Here is a 16,218-nt window from a genome sequence, read left to right on the forward strand (position 1 = left end):
GTTCTTTGTTGTGCCATAATATTGAGCGTTGATGACACACGACAAGCCGCGTGTCATTGCCCCATGATTGCGGACATTCGCCAAATACGTTGTGTCCGGTTTTCATATGAACGGCTTGCCCCAAGGTAACATGAAAAAAATTGGGATTGCGTTACTGATCTTCAACATGCCGGTCCTCGCGGGCTGCGCCGGCGGCAATGCGATCGATCAAGCCGTGCCGCAGGCCGCCTTCGCCGATGCGAACGCTCCGGTGCCGCCGGAACGGCCGATTACGGACGACGCCGCAGCATCCGACGCCGATCCCGTCTTTTCGGGATCCGCCCGCGTCGCCGAGACGGGAACGTTTCCCAATATCAACGAGGAGCCGCATGGCGCGACGGCACAATTGACCGATGTGCAGCGCGACGCCCTCGTGGCGGAAATGCAGGCGCTTGCCGAAACGCATGCCCGGGGCGGGATCACCGCCGCCGAATACCAGCGCCGGCTGGAGCAATTGCGGCGGCTTGCCGCGACCCATTCCGAAGATGCGATTAAGAAGATCGAAGAATGAAGGTGCTAGCGTTCGAGGCCACAACGTTCTCTCGATTTCCGTGCGGGAACGAGCTATAGCGCGCCGATATGCCGAGGTAATGTCCATGGAAGAATTCCACAAAGTCCGCCGACTTCCGCCTTATGTCTTCGAGCAGGTGAACCGCCTGAAGGCGAGCGCGCGCGCCGAGGGCCGCGACATCATCGATCTCGGCATGGGCAATCCCGATCTTCCGACGCCGCCGGCAATCGTCGACAAGCTGGTCGAGACCGTGCGCGATCCGCGCACCCACCGTTACTCGTCCTCGAAGGGTATCCCGGGATTGCGGAAGGCGCAGGCCGCTTACTATGCGCGGCGTTTCGGGGTGAAACTCGATCCCGATCGCGAGGTGATCGCGACGCTGGGCTCCAAGGAGGGCTTCGCCAACATGGCGCAGGCGATCACCGCGCCGGGCGACGTGATCCTTTGCCCGGATCCGACCTATCCGATCCATGCCTTCGGCTTCATCATGTCCGGCGGGGTGATCCGCTCCATGCCGGTCGAGCCCGACGACGGCTTCATCCCGGCGCTCGAACGCGCCGTGAAGCACTCTATCCCGAAGCCGCTGGCGCTGATTCTCAACTATCCGTCGAACCCGACCGCCTTCGTGGCGTCGCTCGATTTCTACAAGGACGTGATCGCCTACGCGCGCAAGCATGACATCATCGTGCTGTCCGACCTTGCCTATGCCGAAATCTATTTCGGCGACGAGGCGCCGCCGTCGGTGCTGCAGGTGCCGGGCGCGATGGATATCTGCGTCGAATTCACATCGATGTCGAAGACCTTCTCCATGCCGGGATGGCGCATGGGATTCGCGGTCGGCAACGAACGCCTGATCGCGGCGCTGGCGCGGGTGAAATCCTATCTCGACTACGGTGCGTTCACGCCGATCCAGGTCGCCGCAACGGCCGCGCTCAACGGCGACGGTTCCGACATCGCCGAGGTGCGGGAGATTTACCGCAAGCGCCGCGACGTGCTGGTGGAAAGCTTCCACCAGGCCGGATTCGACGTGCCGCCGCCGGAAGCGACGATGTTCGCCTGGGCGCCGATTCCCGAACCGTTCCGCGAAATGGGTTCGCTGGAATTCTCCAAGCTGCTGATCGAAAAGGCCGACGTCGCGGTCGCGCCGGGCATCGGCTTCGGCGAGCATGGCGACGATCACGTTCGCATCGCACTGGTCGAAAACGAACACCGCATCCGGCAGGCTGCACGGAACATCAAACGGTTCCTTGCATCTACGCGCGGAAATCTGCACAACGTCGTCACACTCAACGCTCGCCGCTGACCGCGCGGGCGTTCTTCGTCAACGCCTCGTCCGGAAAGGTGGTTTTATGAGCGAGCCGCTGCGCATCGGTATTGCGGGTTTGGGTACGGTCGGGGCGTCTGTCGCCAGGATCCTGAAATCCAAATCGAATTCCCTGTCACACAAATGCGGACGGCCGATTACGGTGACAGGCGTCAGCGCGCGCGATCGCAGCAAGGACCGCGGCGTCGAACTGTCGGGTATCGACTGGTTCGACACGCCATCCGCACTGGCCGCTTCGCCCAATATCGACGTTTTCGTCGAACTCGTCGGCGGGGACAGCGGCCCGGCGCTCGACAGCATTCGCGCCGCAATCGAATCCGGCCGGCATGTGGTGACCGCCAACAAGGCATTGCTCGCCAAACACGGTGTGGAACTGGCGTTGCTCGCCGAGGAAAAGGGCCTGATCCTCAACTATGAAGCGGCGGTCGCCGGCGGTATCCCGGTTATCAAGACCATGCGTGAATCGCTGGCGGCGAACGACGCAACCCGGGTCTACGGCATTCTGAACGGCACGGCGAACTACATCCTGACGCGGATGGAAAGCGACGAATTGTCGTTCGAGGAGTGCCTCGTCGAGGCGCAGCGTCTGGGCTATGCGGAAGCCGATCCGACATTCGACGTGGAAGGGTTCGATACCGCGCACAAGCTGGCGATCCTGACCAGCCTTGCCTTCGGGACACAGGTCGCGGCCGACGAAATCTATATCGAGGGGATCAGCAACATCTCGCTGTCCGACATCCATGCCGCGCGTGAGCTCGGTTACCGGATCAAACTGCTCGGTGTCGCCCAGCGCACCGCCACGGGAATCGAACAGCGGGTCCACCCGACGATGGTGCCGCTTGGTTCGATGATCGGCCAGGTCGACAGCGTGACCAATGCGGTCGGCATCGAAGCCGATACGGTCGGTTCGCTGCTGCTTTCCGGGCCTGGCGCGGGCGGTGACGCGACGGCTTCGGCCGTCATCGGCGACATCGCCGATATCGCGAAATCGCGGCCCGGGCGGCAGGAAGCACCGGTTTTCGGCCGGCCGGCCGACGAATTGGAACCCTATCAGCGGGCGGAAATCTCCACCCATGCCGGCGGTTATTTCATCCGCATGACCGTGCACGACCGTATCGGCGTATTTGCGTCGCTTGCCGGCCACATGGCGGAAAACGGGATATCGCTTGCCTCGATCGTTCAGCACGGATCGGTGAAAAACGGGGTGGACGAGCCGAAAACTGTCGTCCTCGTCACGCACGAAACGACAGAATTGCATATTCGCACGGCGCTCGACGCGGTTCTCGAGGATGGCCATCTGGTTTCCAAGCCTCAGGTGATTCGCATTGAACCGGCGGGCTGACAGGGCTTCTGTCATCAAAATCGATTAGATCGCGTTTGCCCCCTGAAAGCGCACGGCATGCCGGTTGCGCAAGCGGTGCGTCTGCGTCTAAACGATCTGCAAAAAGAACTCAGCGAGGATAACCGCATGAATGCCATGACAAAATCCGGCGAACCCAAGGCCGGTCTGACGCGTGAACTCTCGCTGGAACTGGCGCGTGTGACCGAACGCGCCGCGGTTGCGGCTGCGCGGCTGCGCGGGCGCGGTGACGAAAAGGCCGCAGACCAGGCCGCCGTCGACGCGATGCGCTCGGAACTCAACCGGCTTGCCATTCGCGGCACGGTGGTCATCGGCGAGGGCGAACGCGACGAGGCGCCGATGCTCTATATCGGCGAGGAAGTCGGCGCGGGAACGGGGCCGGAGGTCGATATCGCGCTCGATCCGCTCGAAGGCACGACCATCTGCGCCAAGAACCTGCCCAACTCGCTCGCCGTCATCGCGATCGCGACCAAGGGTGCGCTCTTGAACGCGCCGGACGTTTACATGGACAAGATTGCGATCGGACCCGGTTATGCGGCCGGCGTCATCGATATCGACGCGTCGCCGGAGGACAATATCCATTCGCTTGCCAAGGCGAAGGGCGTGCCGGTCACGGAGATCGCGGCCTGCATTCTCGACCGTCCGCGTCACGCTGCGCTGATCGAGGCCGTACGCAAGACAGGCGCGGCGATCCGGCTGATCGGCGACGGTGACGTCGCGGGGGTGATTGACACCACGGCGCCGGAAGAAACCGGGATTGACATCTACATGGGCACTGGCGGCGCGCCGGAAGGCGTCCTTGCCGCTTCGGCGCTGCGTTGCGTCGGCGGACAGATGCAGGGTCGCCTGATCCTCGACTCGGAGGAAAAGGTGGCGCGCGCGGCGCGTATGGGCGTCGCCGATCCGAAAAAGATCTACTCGCATCTCGAGATGGCGCATGGCGAGGTGATGTTCGCGGCCACCGGCGTCACCGATGGCAACATGCTCGGCGGCGTGCGGTTCCTGCGCAACTACATCCAGACGGAAACGATCGTCATGCGCTCCTCGTCGCAGACGGTGCGCGAGATCAAGGCGCGCCATCAGGATATGGACAAGTTCTGACGGTGTCTTGCCGTCGGGCGGCTTGACGCCGCCCGGCCCTGGGCTCACATACCGGCATGGTCCAAGCTTCCACATTCCTGGGAATCGAACGCTCGCTGAAAGGCCGGCGCTGGGTCGACAGGATGTCGCCGGCGCAGGCGCAGATCGCACTCGACATCGCCCAGCGCCACGGCGTGCCCGACATCCTGGCGCGGGTGCTCGCCGGGCGCGGAATCGCGGCGGGCGATGCACTGGGATTCCTCGATCCGACAATCAAGGCGCTGATGCCCGATCCGCGCTCGGTCACCGACCTGGAGGCAGCGGCGGCACGTATCGCCGATGCGGTCCGCAAGGGCGAGCGGGTCGCCATCTTCGGCGACTACGACGTCGACGGGGCGTCGTCATCGGCGTTGCTTGCGCGGTATTTGCGCTTCTTCGGCATCGAGGCCGAAATCTATATCCCGGACCGCATCTTCGAGGGCTACGGACCCAATCCGGCGGCGATGGGCGAACTCGCTTCGCGCGCCTCGCTGATCGTCACTGTCGATTGCGGCACGAACAGCGCCGAAGCTTTCGACGCGGTGGCGGGCCAGGGCACCGATATCGTCGTGCTCGATCATCACCAGGTCGGCGGACCGCTGCCCGACGTTGCCGCGGTGGTCAATCCGAACCGCGATGACGATTTGTCGGGCCTCGGGCACCTGTGCGCGGTGGGCGTCGTCTTCATGACGCTGGTCGACGTCTCGCGCCAGTTGCGCGCGCATGGCATTGCCAAGATGCCGGACCTGCTTTCGATGCTGGATCTCGTCGCGCTCGGCACGGTTTGCGATGTCGTTCCGCTCGTCGGGCTGAACCGCGCATTCGTCACCAAGGGACTGGTCGCGGCGCGTCATCTCGGCAATCCGGGCCTCAGCGCACTGGCGCGCGTCTCGTCGATCGGCGAGCCGCTCAATCCGTTTCATTTCGGCTTCCTGATCGGGCCGCGCATCAATGCTGGCGGGCGGATCGGAAATGCGGCGCTGGGCTCGATGCTGCTCTGCGAAGAGGATTCGAACCGGGCCGCGGAGATCGCGACCGAACTCGACCGGCTCAATCGCGAACGCCAGGCGATCGAGATCGAAATGGTCGCGGAAGCGCGCGCTGAAGCCGAAAAGGACATGCAATCGAGCGTGCCGCCGGCGGTCGTCGTGACGTCGAGCGAGCATTGGCATCCGGGCATCGTCGGGCTGATCGCGGCGCGGCTGAAGGAGCACACCCGCCGGCCTGCCTTCGCGATCGCGCTTGACGGGTCCGGCAAGGGAACCGGCTCCGGGCGCTCGATCCCGGGGTTCGATCTCGGCAAGCTGGTGCGGGCGGCGGTCGACGAGGGACTGCTGGTCAAGGGCGGCGGCCACGCCATGGCGGCCGGCATCACGGTCGAGCGCGCCAGGCTTGGGGATTTGCGCGGCTTCTTCGAGGAGAAGGCGGCATCGGCGGTGACCTCAATCCTCGACAACGAGACGCAAGCAATCGACGGCGCGCTCACAGCGCGCGGCGCGTCGGCCAATCTGATCGGAGAGATCGAGAAGGCGGGGCCCTACGGCTCCGGCAATCCGGAACCGGTCTTTGTTTTGCCGAACCATCGGATAGCCTCTTCGGCCGTGGTCGGAAACGGGCATCTGAAGTTGCGATTGATGGCGGAAGACCGGTCGCAAGTCGATGCGATCGCCTTTCGTGCCGCGGACACCGAGCTCGGACAGTTCCTGTCGCGGCGTAACGGCTCGCCGGTCCATGTCGCCGGTACGCTGTCCATCAATCACTGGAACGGCAGGCAGACGCCGCAGATGCGGATCGTCGATGCCGCGGAGCCGGTCTAGAGATTAGAGATACTGTTCGAGACGCTTTCCGGCTTTCAGGAAATTCATCGGATTGACGGCCTTGTTGTCTTCGCGCACCTCGTAATGAAGGTGAGGCCCCGTCGAACGCCCGGTGCTGCCCGACAATCCGATCCTGGCACCGGCGGCGACCTTCTGGCCCTTCTTCACGAGGATACGGCTCAGATGCGCATAGCGCGTGGTCAGGCCGCTGACATGGCGAATCTCGATCATGTTGCCATAGCCGCCGTTGCGGCCGGCCCTGATGACCGTACCCGCGGCGGTGGCGTGAATTGGCGTTCCACTCACGACGGAAAAGTCGATGCCGGCGTGAAATGCGGATCTGCCGATGATCGGATCACGGCGGTTGCCGAACCCGCTGGTAATTCTGTGTCCGGGCGCCGGATTGGCGATCGGGAAGGCGCGGATCTTGCCTCGCACGGTGTCGAGGGCGTCGAGTTCGCGATTGAGATTGTCGAGTTCGGTATCGAAGGCCTCGGCGTTGGCGCCGGGCCTGGCCGGAATGAACGGGCCGCCGGTGCCGGTGCTCTCGACTTCCGGCGCCTTGAGCGGCAATCCGGCGCTGTGCGCGTCGGCGACGATCTGCCGACGCATCGAGCGGGCCGATGACGCGAGCGCGCTGATCTGGTCGATCTGGTTTTTCTCCAGATGGTTGAGGGCGGTTCCGAGCCGCGATAGCGCCAGGACGGGCTCGGTTTCGTCGTGCTTCGGGCTATCGGGCGGTTTCACGGCCGCCTGTTGGAGGCCTGCTTCCACCGGCTCCTGCAGCCGGAACAGGGTTCGCTTGGATGCGGCGGAGGTGTCGCCGATTTCGGGAACCGGGACGCTGGCGGGATCGAGCCGGTCCGTTTCCGGCGTCAGACCGCTGTTGGCGGCTTCCTTCAGGAGCGGGGCGAGACGGCCGGAGCGCTTGGCCAGAACCGACTGCCGGGTCAACAGCTCGGCGACTTTCGATTCCATGATCTGCTGGTCGAGAAGGCGGTACGAGGTGATCCGGTCGACCTGCGAGCGCAGTGCGGCGATCCGGTCCTCGTAGGCGTATTGCATGCGCGCCTGGCGGGCTATGGCGGCATTCAGGATGTCGTCGCGCAGCATGAGATAGCTGGTCGCAAGCAGATAGCCGACGGCGGCGGCCGCCAAGAGGGAGGCGGCAAGCGCGACCACCCAGGGCCGGACCGTGAAATGGCTGATGCGATCGCCCTGCGCGATGATGATCGTATGGGGCTCTTTGCGTTTTCCGAAAACCGCTGTGCTACTCAAGGCAATCCACCGCTGGCGACAAGAATCTGGCGTTGCCCGATTACACTTTATTAGGGTTAACAAAGCCCTTCGACGCGCCCGGAGATTGCGCTCAGCGTGACATCGATGCGGAGGAAAGCGCGCGGTAAAACAACGGCGTGAGGCCCGCGGCGGATCGCGCCCGGTCATTGAAGGGCGGCTTGACCTGGCCGTGGAAGTGTTCGCGCACGAGGACGCGAAACCTGTCGGCCGCGTTGATGCCGTCCCGTGCGCAGAAGAAGCGGAACCATTTCGCCCCGACGGCGACATGGGTCTTTTCGTCACTGTAAATGATGTCTAGAATCGCAGCGGTCTCACCGTCGCCGGATGCGCGCAGGCTGGCGGCAAGCCCGGGCGTGACGTCGAGGCCACGCGCTTCCAGGACGAGCGGAACGATGGCGAGGCGCGCGTGCAGATCGCCGCGTGTGTCTGTTGCCGCCTGCCATAGGCCGTCATGGGCGGGAAGGTCGCCGTAATCGGACCCGAGCGAACGCAGGCGGGTGCGCAGAAGAGTGAAATGGCGCGCCTCATCGTCGGCGACCTGCATCCAGTTGTCGAAAAAGCTGAGCGGGATCTGTCTCGTGGCGAAACGCGCGACGATATCGAGTGCCAGATCGATGGCATTGAGTTCGATATGGGCCAGCGCGTGGATCAGCGCGATTCGGCCTCCGAGGCTGTTCAGCGATCGTTTCCTGAGCAGGCGCGGTGCGACGAGTTCCGGCTTTTTCGGGCGCCCGGGGCGATCGGGAACCGGCGTGTCGCCGGGGCCGCGCAGAGACAGGGTGCGTTCGCGCCACTGCGCGGCCGCCCGGTGCGTGGTCGCGACTTTGGCGTCAAGATCGGCTGATGACAGGGCTTCGACGGACGCCGCGCGCAACGTGTTTGCCATTGGCCGGGAACCCTTGTTTCGCGCCTAACTGAGCGTCTTGACGGCGTCGAGAACGGCCTCGGCGTGGCCCGAAACTTTCACCTTGCGCCAAATTTTCGCAATTTTGCCGTCTTTGCCTATCAGGAAGGTCGCGCGTTCGACGCCCATGTATTTGCGGCCATACATGCTCTTTTCGACCCAGACGCCGTAGTCCTGGAGCGTTTTCAATTCTTCGTCGGCGACGAGTGTTACCGACAAATCGTGCTTGGCCTTGAATTTATCGTGCTTGGCCGCGCTGTCGGGCGACATGCCGACGACAACGGCATCGAGCGCCTCGAAGTCGGGCTTGAGACGGGAAAAGTCAATTGCTTCCGCCGTGCAACCGCTGGTGTCGTCCTTCGGGTAGAAATAGAGGACTACGATCTTGCCGTTCATGGCAGACAAACTGAGGGTCGAACCGCCATCGGCGGGCAATGCGAAATCCGGAGCGGGCGATCCTTCGACAATCTGACTCATGGCAATTTCCTTCGGACTTTAAAGCGTTTGACAGGACAGTCAGCGATATATGATGCAAAATGACTCTGTCCATGCCGGTGCGCCGCAAAAAACATGCGGGTTGCGGTGCGGGGGAGGAGCGGAACGACGGTATTGAACATACAACGCATCCACAGGAAGAGGTTCGGGGCCGCGGCGAAGCGCCGGTTGCGCCGACTGCCGTCGACCGTGGCGCAGCCCTCTCCACCCGTGCATGCTCCGATGTTTTCCCGGCCGCGGCGCAAAAAGCGGCGGCGTTTCCTGCTGGCCGCGCTGTTCGTCATCGTGTTGATTCCGCTCGTCCTGACCGGACTGTTGAAGTCCGGCCTGTTCGCGCCGGTCATCGAAAACGAGGCGATCGCGTCGCTTGAGCGCGTGTTGCCCGCCAATCTCGGCGCCGACATCGGCGAAGCCAGCGTCGGCGTGAACGGAATCGGCGGCATCGGCGTCTCGCTCGACCATTTCGCGCTGACCGACAAGGAAACGGGCGAGGAAATCCTGCGTGTCAAGCGCACGCGGATCGGCGTGCGGACCCTGTCCGCCTTGCGCGGCAAGCCGCAGATCCAGAAGATTTCGCTTTCCGGTGTCGATCTGCATGTTCCGAAGCTTGGAAACGGGGAGGCTGGCCTTCCCGCGATCGCCTCGATCGAATCGGACCTTTCGGCGCTATTCGACGGGGCCAATCGTCTTTTCGACCGGACGACAATCACCGGAAACGGTGTGGATATCGAAATCAAAGACATGAAACTGTCCGGTCCGGGCGGGCCCGAAGGCGGCGTTCTCGTCAAGGAGGCGGTGGTACTCGCCCGCAAGGGCCGGCGCGCGCTCGAGGCGGAGATCGTGGTTTCGGGCCAAACGGTGAAAGTCGCGGGGATGCTGCGCCGGGACGATGCCAATTCCCTGTCCGTCTCGCTGAAGGCCGAAGACGTGCCGCTGCCGATCGGCCGCATCCGGACGATTCTTTCGGCGGTCGAGGAAGATCATCTTCCCGACGCGCATCGGGAGCCGGTTCTTGTCCGCATCGGCATTTCCGCACGACGGAGGCCCGGAGATGTCCCCGACGAATTGAAATTCAATATCGAACCGACAGATCTTTCGCTCAAACTCGACAAAACGGACTTCATCCCGCTTTCCGGCCGCTTCAATTTCGTCTGGGAGCCGAAAGGGCGGGTGCTTTCCCTGAACGAGTCGCGGGTCATCTTCGGACGGCAGTCGGCCGTCCTTTCCGGCGGCTTGCGCGACGCGCCGACCGGTACGGCGGATACGCCGGGGCGGAACTACCAGTTCGAACTGATTGCGAACGAAGGCGTCAGTAATCCGCTCGATTCGCCGGAGCGGCCGGTCAAGTTTGCTGCACGCGCGCAAGGGATCTGGTCGCAGCAAAAGAGCCAGGGGGAGTTCTCTCGCATCGAGCTCGAATCCGAGGCGGGCAAGGCCGAAGGCGCGGGAACGCTCGACTTCGGAACCGATGTGCCGACCGCGGTGTTCGCGATTTCGGTCGAAAACTTCGCACTGGCCGGCGTGAAACAGTTCTGGCCGGCGTCGGTCGCGCGCGGGGCGCGACGCTGGGTTCTCTCCAATCTCGCGGGCGGACGGGTCAGCGAGGGCCGGTTCCTGATAGCGGAACCGTTGCGACGGCGCATTCCGGGATCGGAAAAGCCGTTGCAGGGCGACACAGAGGTCTCGCTCAAGGTCGAGGGAGTGCGCTTCGACGTGACCGGGGAAATTCCGCCGGTGCGCGACGCCAATGGCCAGGTCGACTTCAAGGACGGCGAGACCGTCATCAGTCTCGACAGCGGAACCGCCTATCTGCCGAGCGGGCGTACGGCGGCGGCCTCGGATGGCAAGCTGGTCATTCATCCCGAGGACGTTTCGGGGCTCATCTACGCCGATCTCGATGTGAAGGTCGCCGGGAAGGCCGATGCGCTCGGCGAACTGATCTCCTTCCGGCCGATCGACGCGCGTCGATTCCGTGACTATGAGCCGGAGGAACTGTCGGGCGACGTCGATGCGCGGGTGAAGATGCGCTTCGTGCTCAATCAGCGCGACGACACGCCGGCACCCGACTGGCATGTCGCACTCGATGTGAGGAATGCAGCCGTGTCGACGCCGTTCGAGGGGCGGATGCTTTCGGATCTGACCGGGCGGATCGCGATCGACCGTCAGCATGCCGACATCGACGTGAGTGGCAGGATAGACGGCCTGCCGGCCGATATCGCCATGGTCCAGCCCTTTGGCGACGTGCCGTACAAGGCCTCGCGCGACATCGTGTTGAAGCTGGCCGACAAGGACCGCGAAAAGATTGCGCCGGGGCTCGAGGGGCTCGTTTCGGGCACCACGCCGGTCAAGGTATCGACGCAGAACGGGGATGGCGCGATGGCGATAAGCGCCGACTTGTCAGCGGCGGAACTGGCGCTGCCATGGATCGGCTGGGCAAAGGGCAGCGGCATCGCCGCCAAGACCGTCTTCGACCTGGTGCTTGCCGACAAGGAAACCAGGATCAGCAATTTCAAGCTCGAAGGCGGCTCGTTTTCGGCCGCCGGCGATATCATCGTGTCGAAAGCGGGACTGCAGCGCGCCCGGTTTGGCAAGGTCAGACTGAACGAATCCGACGATATCTCGGTGTCGATCGACCGCAAGGGCAAGGGATTCGCGATCTCGGTGACCGGTCAATCCTTCGATGCGCGCGCACTCATTCGCCATGTGCGCAAAGAGATGTCCTCCGGCGGCGAGGGCGGGGGCGTGCCCGTCGACCTGGACGTGAAGGTTGCCAAGGTGACCGGCTTTGGCGACGAGTCGCTGAAAAACCTGGTCCTGCACATGCGCCACGACGGCACGAACGTCACGGAATTGACGGCGACGGCGATGTCGGCGGCTGGATTTCCGGTCACATTCCGTCTTGAAGGGGCGGGCGCGCAACGGACTGTGCACCTGGAAGCACTCGACGGCGGCGAAGTCCTTCGCTTTCTGGATATCTACGGCCAGGTACGTGGCGGCGTTCTCAACCTGTCGCTCGCCGGCAGCGGCGAGAACCGGCTGACGGGCAAGGTCGATCTCAGCGATTTCCGCATTTTCAACGAACCGCGGTTGAATGCGCTTGTGTCGACGAAGGCCGCCAATTCGGCCAGCCTGAAAGAGGCGATCAAGCGCGATATCGATACGAGCGAGGTGAAGTTCGACCGGGCGTCGGCGATACTCGATTTTGGGCCGTCGGCGCTGCGCGTCACCAACGCCGTCTTCCGCGGCCCGCTCGTCGGCGCGACGTTCCAGGGCACGGTCTATGACAAGAACAACCGCATGCGCCTGTCGGGCACGTTCATGCCGGCCTATGCGGTCAACAGCCTGCTTGCGGACATCCCGGTTATCGGACTGGTGCTCGGCAACGGGCGTGATCGCGGCCTGATCGGCGTGACCTTCCTGCTCGAAGGCGATCCCAAAAAGCCCGACATCACGGTCAATCCGCTGTCGGCGATCGCACCCGGCGTCTTCCGTTCGATCTTCGAATTCCGGTGACGGCCGGCCGGTGTCAGACCGGCCGGACGAGGGCGTGTTTCTTCTTGCCGAGCGACAGCTTGATGACGCCGTCGCGCAGGTTCGACGGATCGAGCGTCATGCGGTCGTCGGTCACCTGTTCGTCGTTCACGCGGACCGCGCCGCCCTTCACATGGCGGCGCATTTCGCCGTTGGAGGCGGCAAGGCCGGCGGAGACGAAGAGCGACAGCACGCCCATGCCCGCAGCGAATTCGGAGGCCGGAACCTCGATCGTCGGCAGAGTTTCGGCGAGCGCGCCTTCCTCGAAGGTCTTGCGGGCGGTTTCGGCGGCCTGTTCCGCCGCTTCGCGACCATGCAGAAGCGCCGTCGCCTCGTTGGCGAGAACCTTCTTGGCCTCGTTGATCTCGGAGCCTTCGAGCTTTTCCAGCCTGCGGATCTCGTCCATCGGCAGGATCGTGAACAGCTTCAGGAACCGGATGACGTCGGCATCCTCGGTGTTGCGCCAATACTGCCAGAAATCCCACGGGCTGAATTGTTCGGCATTGAGCCAGACCGCGCCCTGCGCCGTCTTGCCCATCTTGGCGCCGGACGCCGTCGTCAGCAGCGGCGTCGTCAGCGCGTAGAGCTGGTGCGTGCCCATGCGGCGGCCGAGATCGACGCCATTGACGATGTTGCCCCATTGGTCGGAGCCGCCCATCTGCAGGTTGACGCCATGGCGCCGCGCCAGTTCGACATAGTCGTAGGACTGGCAGACCATGTAGTTGAACTCGATGAAGCTCATTTCCTGTTCGCGTTCGAGGCGCAGCTTGACGGAGTCCATCGTCAGCATGCGGTTGACCGAGAAGTGGCGGCCGACCTCGCGCAGCATTTCGATATAGCCGAGCTTGAGGAGCCAATCGGCGTTGTCGACCATCATGGCGTCATTGGCGCCGTCGCCGAATTTCAACACCTTGGAAAAGACGCCCTTGATCGATGTCTTGTTGGCCTCGATCTCCTCGATCGTGCGCATGGCGCGCGTCTCGTCCTTGCCGGACGGATCGCCGACCATCGTGGTGCCGCCGCCCATCAGGGTGACCGGCTTGTTGCCGGTCTGCTGCAGCCAGTACAGCATCATCATCGTCAGGTAGTTGCCGATATGCAGCGACCGCGCCGTGCAGTCATATCCGACATAGGCGATCACTTCGTTCCTGGCGGCGAGTGCGTCGAGACCTTCGAAATCGGAGCACTGGTGGATGAAACCGCGTTCGTCGAGAACGTTGAGAAAATCGGACTTGTAACCGGACATGATGCTTGCCTGCGTGCTTGGGAGAAAGCGGCCGTGGTAATCGGCGCGGCGCGGCTTTAACACTAAACGACGAAGAGGGACAAGGAGAAGCCGGGAATGCGGGCGATCGGGCTGATGAGCGGCACCTCCATGGACGGAATCGATGTCGCGCTGGTCGAGACCGACGGCATCCGCGCCGACAGCCGCGGGCCGTGGCTCGAAGTGCCCTACGATCCCGCCTTCCGGCGCAAGATCGAGGCGGGTCTGGGGGAGGCGCAGGCGATTTCGCGGCGCGACGACAGGCCCGGTACTTTGGCGGAACTCGAGCGCGACCTGACACTTCGCCATGGCGACGCGGTGCGGCGGTTTCTGGGCGCGCACGGCATTTCCCGCGAGAGCATCGACCTGATCGGATTTCATGGCCAGACCGTGCTGCACAGGCCCGAAAAGGCGCTGACGGTACAGATCGGCGACGGCGCTCTCCTGGCGCGCGAGACCGGCATTCCGGTCGTCTTCGACATGCGCGCCAATGACATGGTCCATGGCGGGCAGGGCGCGCCGCTGGTGCCGGCCTATCACGCGGCGCTGGCAACGGACCTGCCGGCGGCGCTGGAGCCGGGCTTCGATCCGGTCGCCTTCGTCAATATCGGCGGGATATCCAACGTGACCTTCGTGGCGGCAGGCCGCCCGCCGATCGCCTTTGACAGTGGCCCCGGCAACGCGCTGATCGACCAGTGGGTCGAGATAACCGCCGGCATTCCCTATGACGACGGCGGGCGGATCGCCGGGGAGGGAACGGCAGACATGGCGGTGGTCTCGCGCTACCTGGCCAATCCGTTCTTCGCCAAGGACGGGCCGAAATCGCTCGACCGCGGCGATTTCACGCTCGAATTCATGGACGGCATGGACCTGTCCGACGGTGCGGCGACGCTTTCTGCCTTGACGGCGGCGGCCATCGCCAAGTCGGCGGAGAAGATAGCTGCGTCGCCCGGCCTCTGGATCATATCGGGTGGCGGCGCCCGCAATGACGCGATCATGGACGCGATCCGCCGGGCTGTCGGCGACCAGGGCAAGGTTGTTACCGCCGGCGAGGCAGGCTTCAACGCGGACATGATGGAGGCGGAAGCGTGGGCCTATCTGGCCGTGCGGGCGATGAAAGGTCTGCCGCTTACCTTTCCGACGACAACGGGATGCGACAAGGCCGTCAGCGGAGGCGTTCTGGCGCTGCCTGCGGACTAGGTTTCGCCGAGGTCGCCATAGGCGCGCACGAGCGCTTCCATGCTGGCGTTCCCTTCCGCGCCATAGCCGGTGGCGACGCCCGCGCGGTCGGCGGCGGGGCGGTTCTGGCTGACCTTCCACTTGCCATCCAGTTCGGCGATTTCGATGCGCAATCCCACGATGCCGCGGATTTGCGCTCGCACGAATTCGTCCGGCGCGTCATCCACCTTCCATGTGTCGTCGCGGCCCGCTTCGTGCCGGTCGGTCAATTCGCCGATCTGGGAGCGCAGCCAGTCCGTATCCTCAACGATCGTCGCCCGGCCACGCGCCTGCACGATGACATAGTTCCAGGTCGGCACGACCTTGCCGGTCTGTTTCTTGGTCTCGTACCAGGATGGCGTCACATAGGCCTGCGGGCCCTGGAACACGACGAGCACGGGACTGTCCGGCCGCCGTTGCATGACCCGCCATGCGGGGTTTGCCCTGGACAGATGCCCGCGCAGCACAGCCGTCTCTCCGTCCGGCGAATCCAGCAGGAAGGGCAGCGGATTGGCCAGCGGGCCGTCGTCGCCGTTGCATATCAGCAGGCCGAGGGGATGCGCGCGGATCAGCGCATGCATGACCCCGGCGCGGGTCTCGCGGAAGTGCGGCGGCTGATACATGCGCGGAGGCCTCTCGCGCCTACCGGATCCGTTTGACCGTCTCGGGAACGAGCTCGCCGCGCAGACGCGCGTCGAGATAGTCGGAGCACTCGGCCATCAGGGTTTCCATGTGGTCCGTGAAGAAGTGATTGGCGCCCTCGAGCGTCTTTTGCGTGATCAGGATGCCTTTTTGCGTGTGCAGTTTGTCGACAAGGCCCTGGACGTCTTTCGGCGGCGCGACCTTGTCTTCGGAACCGTGGATGATCAGTCCGGAGGAGGGGCAGGGCGCCAGGAAGGAGAAGTCGTAGGTGTTGGGCTGCGGCGCGATCGAGATGAAGCCCTCGATTTCCGGGCGGCGCATCAGGAGCTGCATGCCGATCCAGGCGCCGAAGGAATAGCCGGCGATCCAGCATGACTTGGAATCGGGATGCAGCGACTGCACCCAGTCGAGCGCTGCGGCGGCATCGGACAACTCGCCGGCGCCATGGTCGAATTCGCCCTGGCTGCGGCCGATGCTGCGGAAATTGAACCGCAGGGTCGTAAAGCCGCGTTTCTGGAACATGTAAAACAGGTTGTAGACGATCTGGTTGTTCATCGTGCCGCCGAACTGCGGATGGGGATGAAGAACCATCGCGATCGGCGCGTTCTTCTCCGTCGAGGGCTGGTAGCGGCCCTCGAGCCGGCCAGCGGGGCCGGTAAAAATCACCTCAGGCATGTGTGCTCCGTAGTAGCGTG

The 16,218-nt window shown here is 63.8% G+C and carries 13 protein-coding genes; 7 read left to right on the forward strand and 6 right to left on the reverse strand.

The window, feature by feature from the left end; genetic code table 11:
- The first annotated feature begins 130 nt into the window (after positions 1-130).
- The 5 genes from IG169_RS18425 to recJ all read left to right on the forward strand — a co-directional run bounded on the left by IG169_RS18425 (position 131) and on the right by recJ (position 6,170).
- Positions 131-550 (forward strand): SHOCT domain-containing protein, encoded by a 420-nt coding sequence (locus tag IG169_RS18425; RefSeq protein ID WP_193177696.1) that lies wholly within the window; start codon positions 131-133, stop codon positions 548-550.
- 85 nt (positions 551-635) lie between these two features.
- Positions 636-1,853 carry an LL-diaminopimelate aminotransferase gene (locus tag IG169_RS18430; protein WP_193177697.1) on the forward strand — a complete coding sequence of 406 codons (1,218 nt, stop codon included), beginning with the start codon at positions 636-638 and terminating at the stop codon, positions 1,851-1,853.
- 46 nt (positions 1,854-1,899) lie between these two features.
- The gene (locus tag IG169_RS18435) at positions 1,900-3,216 is read left to right on the forward strand and encodes a homoserine dehydrogenase (protein ID WP_193177698.1); all 1,317 of its coding nucleotides are present in this window, start codon (positions 1,900-1,902) and stop codon (positions 3,214-3,216) included.
- A 126-nt stretch (positions 3,217-3,342) separates the two neighbouring features.
- Positions 3,343-4,335, forward strand: a complete 993-nt coding sequence (glpX, locus tag IG169_RS18440; RefSeq protein WP_193177699.1) for a class II fructose-bisphosphatase — start codon at positions 3,343-3,345, stop codon at positions 4,333-4,335.
- A 56-nt stretch (positions 4,336-4,391) separates the two neighbouring features.
- Complete coding sequence (recJ, locus tag IG169_RS18445) at positions 4,392-6,170, forward strand: single-stranded-DNA-specific exonuclease RecJ (protein ID WP_193177700.1); 1,779 nt, start codon at positions 4,392-4,394, stop codon at positions 6,168-6,170.
- A gap of 3 nt (positions 6,171-6,173) precedes the next feature.
- Here recJ and IG169_RS18450 read toward each other — a convergent pair whose 3' ends face one another.
- The 3 genes from IG169_RS18450 to IG169_RS18460 all read right to left on the reverse strand — a co-directional run bounded on the left by IG169_RS18450 (position 6,174) and on the right by IG169_RS18460 (position 8,850).
- Positions 6,174-7,448 (reverse strand): M23 family metallopeptidase, encoded by a 1,275-nt coding sequence (locus IG169_RS18450; RefSeq protein ID WP_246717448.1) that lies wholly within the window; start codon positions 7,446-7,448, stop codon positions 6,174-6,176.
- A 91-nt stretch (positions 7,449-7,539) separates the two neighbouring features.
- Positions 7,540-8,355, reverse strand: a complete 816-nt coding sequence (locus tag IG169_RS18455; RefSeq protein ID WP_193177702.1) for a ferritin-like domain-containing protein — start codon at positions 8,353-8,355, stop codon at positions 7,540-7,542.
- Positions 8,356-8,379: 24 nt separating this feature from the next.
- The gene (locus IG169_RS18460; RefSeq protein ID WP_193177703.1) at positions 8,380-8,850 is read right to left on the reverse strand and encodes a peroxiredoxin; all 471 of its coding nucleotides are present in this window, start codon (positions 8,848-8,850) and stop codon (positions 8,380-8,382) included.
- A gap of 240 nt (positions 8,851-9,090) precedes the next feature.
- Here IG169_RS18460 and IG169_RS18465 point away from each other — a divergent pair, with 240 nt between their 5' ends.
- Positions 9,091-12,381 carry a YhdP family protein gene (locus IG169_RS18465; protein WP_193177704.1) on the forward strand — a complete coding sequence of 1,097 codons (3,291 nt, stop codon included), beginning with the start codon at positions 9,091-9,093 and terminating at the stop codon, positions 12,379-12,381.
- 13 nt (positions 12,382-12,394) lie between these two features.
- Here IG169_RS18465 and tyrS read toward each other — a convergent pair whose 3' ends face one another.
- The gene (gene tyrS, locus IG169_RS18470; protein ID WP_193177705.1) at positions 12,395-13,645 is read right to left on the reverse strand and encodes a tyrosine--tRNA ligase; all 1,251 of its coding nucleotides are present in this window, start codon (positions 13,643-13,645) and stop codon (positions 12,395-12,397) included.
- A gap of 96 nt (positions 13,646-13,741) precedes the next feature.
- On the opposite strand from tyrS, the gene IG169_RS18475 reads away from it, so the two are divergent.
- Positions 13,742-14,863 (forward strand): anhydro-N-acetylmuramic acid kinase, encoded by a 1,122-nt coding sequence (locus IG169_RS18475; RefSeq protein WP_193177706.1) that lies wholly within the window; start codon positions 13,742-13,744, stop codon positions 14,861-14,863.
- Here the strand turns inward: IG169_RS18475 and IG169_RS18480 are convergent.
- Positions 14,860-15,504, reverse strand: a complete 645-nt coding sequence (locus IG169_RS18480; RefSeq protein ID WP_193177707.1) for an FMN-binding negative transcriptional regulator — start codon at positions 15,502-15,504, stop codon at positions 14,860-14,862. The two genes, IG169_RS18475 and IG169_RS18480, sit on opposite strands and share 4 nt — an antisense overlap.
- 19 nt (positions 15,505-15,523) lie before the next feature.
- Complete coding sequence (locus IG169_RS18485) at positions 15,524-16,198, reverse strand: alpha/beta hydrolase (RefSeq protein ID WP_193177708.1); 675 nt, start codon at positions 16,196-16,198, stop codon at positions 15,524-15,526.
- Between the last annotated feature and the right edge of the window lie 20 nt (positions 16,199-16,218).

The sequence above is a fragment of the Oricola nitratireducens genome (assembly GCF_014904745.1).
GTDB classification, from domain to species: domain Bacteria; phylum Pseudomonadota; class Alphaproteobacteria; order Rhizobiales; family Rhizobiaceae; genus Oricola; species Oricola nitratireducens.

Bases quoted from the DNA above. Each gene is read 5' to 3' on its own strand.
- IG169_RS18425 (WP_193177696.1), top strand. From the start codon at position 131: ATGAAAAAAATTGGGATTGCGTTACTGATCTTCAACATGCCGGTCCTC.
- IG169_RS18430 (WP_193177697.1), top strand. From the start codon at position 636: ATGGAAGAATTCCACAAAGTCCGCCGACTTCCGCCTTATGTCTTCGAG.
- IG169_RS18435 (WP_193177698.1), top strand. From the start codon at position 1,900: ATGAGCGAGCCGCTGCGCATCGGTATTGCGGGTTTGGGTACGGTCGGG.
- glpX (WP_193177699.1), top strand. From the start codon at position 3,343: ATGAATGCCATGACAAAATCCGGCGAACCCAAGGCCGGTCTGACGCGT.
- recJ (WP_193177700.1), top strand. From the start codon at position 4,392: ATGGTCCAAGCTTCCACATTCCTGGGAATCGAACGCTCGCTGAAAGGC.
- IG169_RS18455 (WP_193177702.1), bottom strand. From the start codon at position 8,355: ATGGCAAACACGTTGCGCGCGGCGTCCGTCGAAGCCCTGTCATCAGCC.
- IG169_RS18460 (WP_193177703.1), bottom strand. From the start codon at position 8,850: ATGAGTCAGATTGTCGAAGGATCGCCCGCTCCGGATTTCGCATTGCCC.
- IG169_RS18465 (WP_193177704.1), top strand. From the start codon at position 9,091: ATGTTTTCCCGGCCGCGGCGCAAAAAGCGGCGGCGTTTCCTGCTGGCC.
- tyrS (WP_193177705.1), bottom strand. From the start codon at position 13,645: ATGTCCGGTTACAAGTCCGATTTTCTCAACGTTCTCGACGAACGCGGT.
- IG169_RS18475 (WP_193177706.1), top strand. From the start codon at position 13,742: ATGCGGGCGATCGGGCTGATGAGCGGCACCTCCATGGACGGAATCGAT.
- IG169_RS18480 (WP_193177707.1), bottom strand. From the start codon at position 15,504: ATGTATCAGCCGCCGCACTTCCGCGAGACCCGCGCCGGGGTCATGCAT.
- IG169_RS18485 (WP_193177708.1), bottom strand. From the start codon at position 16,198: ATGCCTGAGGTGATTTTTACCGGCCCCGCTGGCCGGCTCGAGGGCCGC.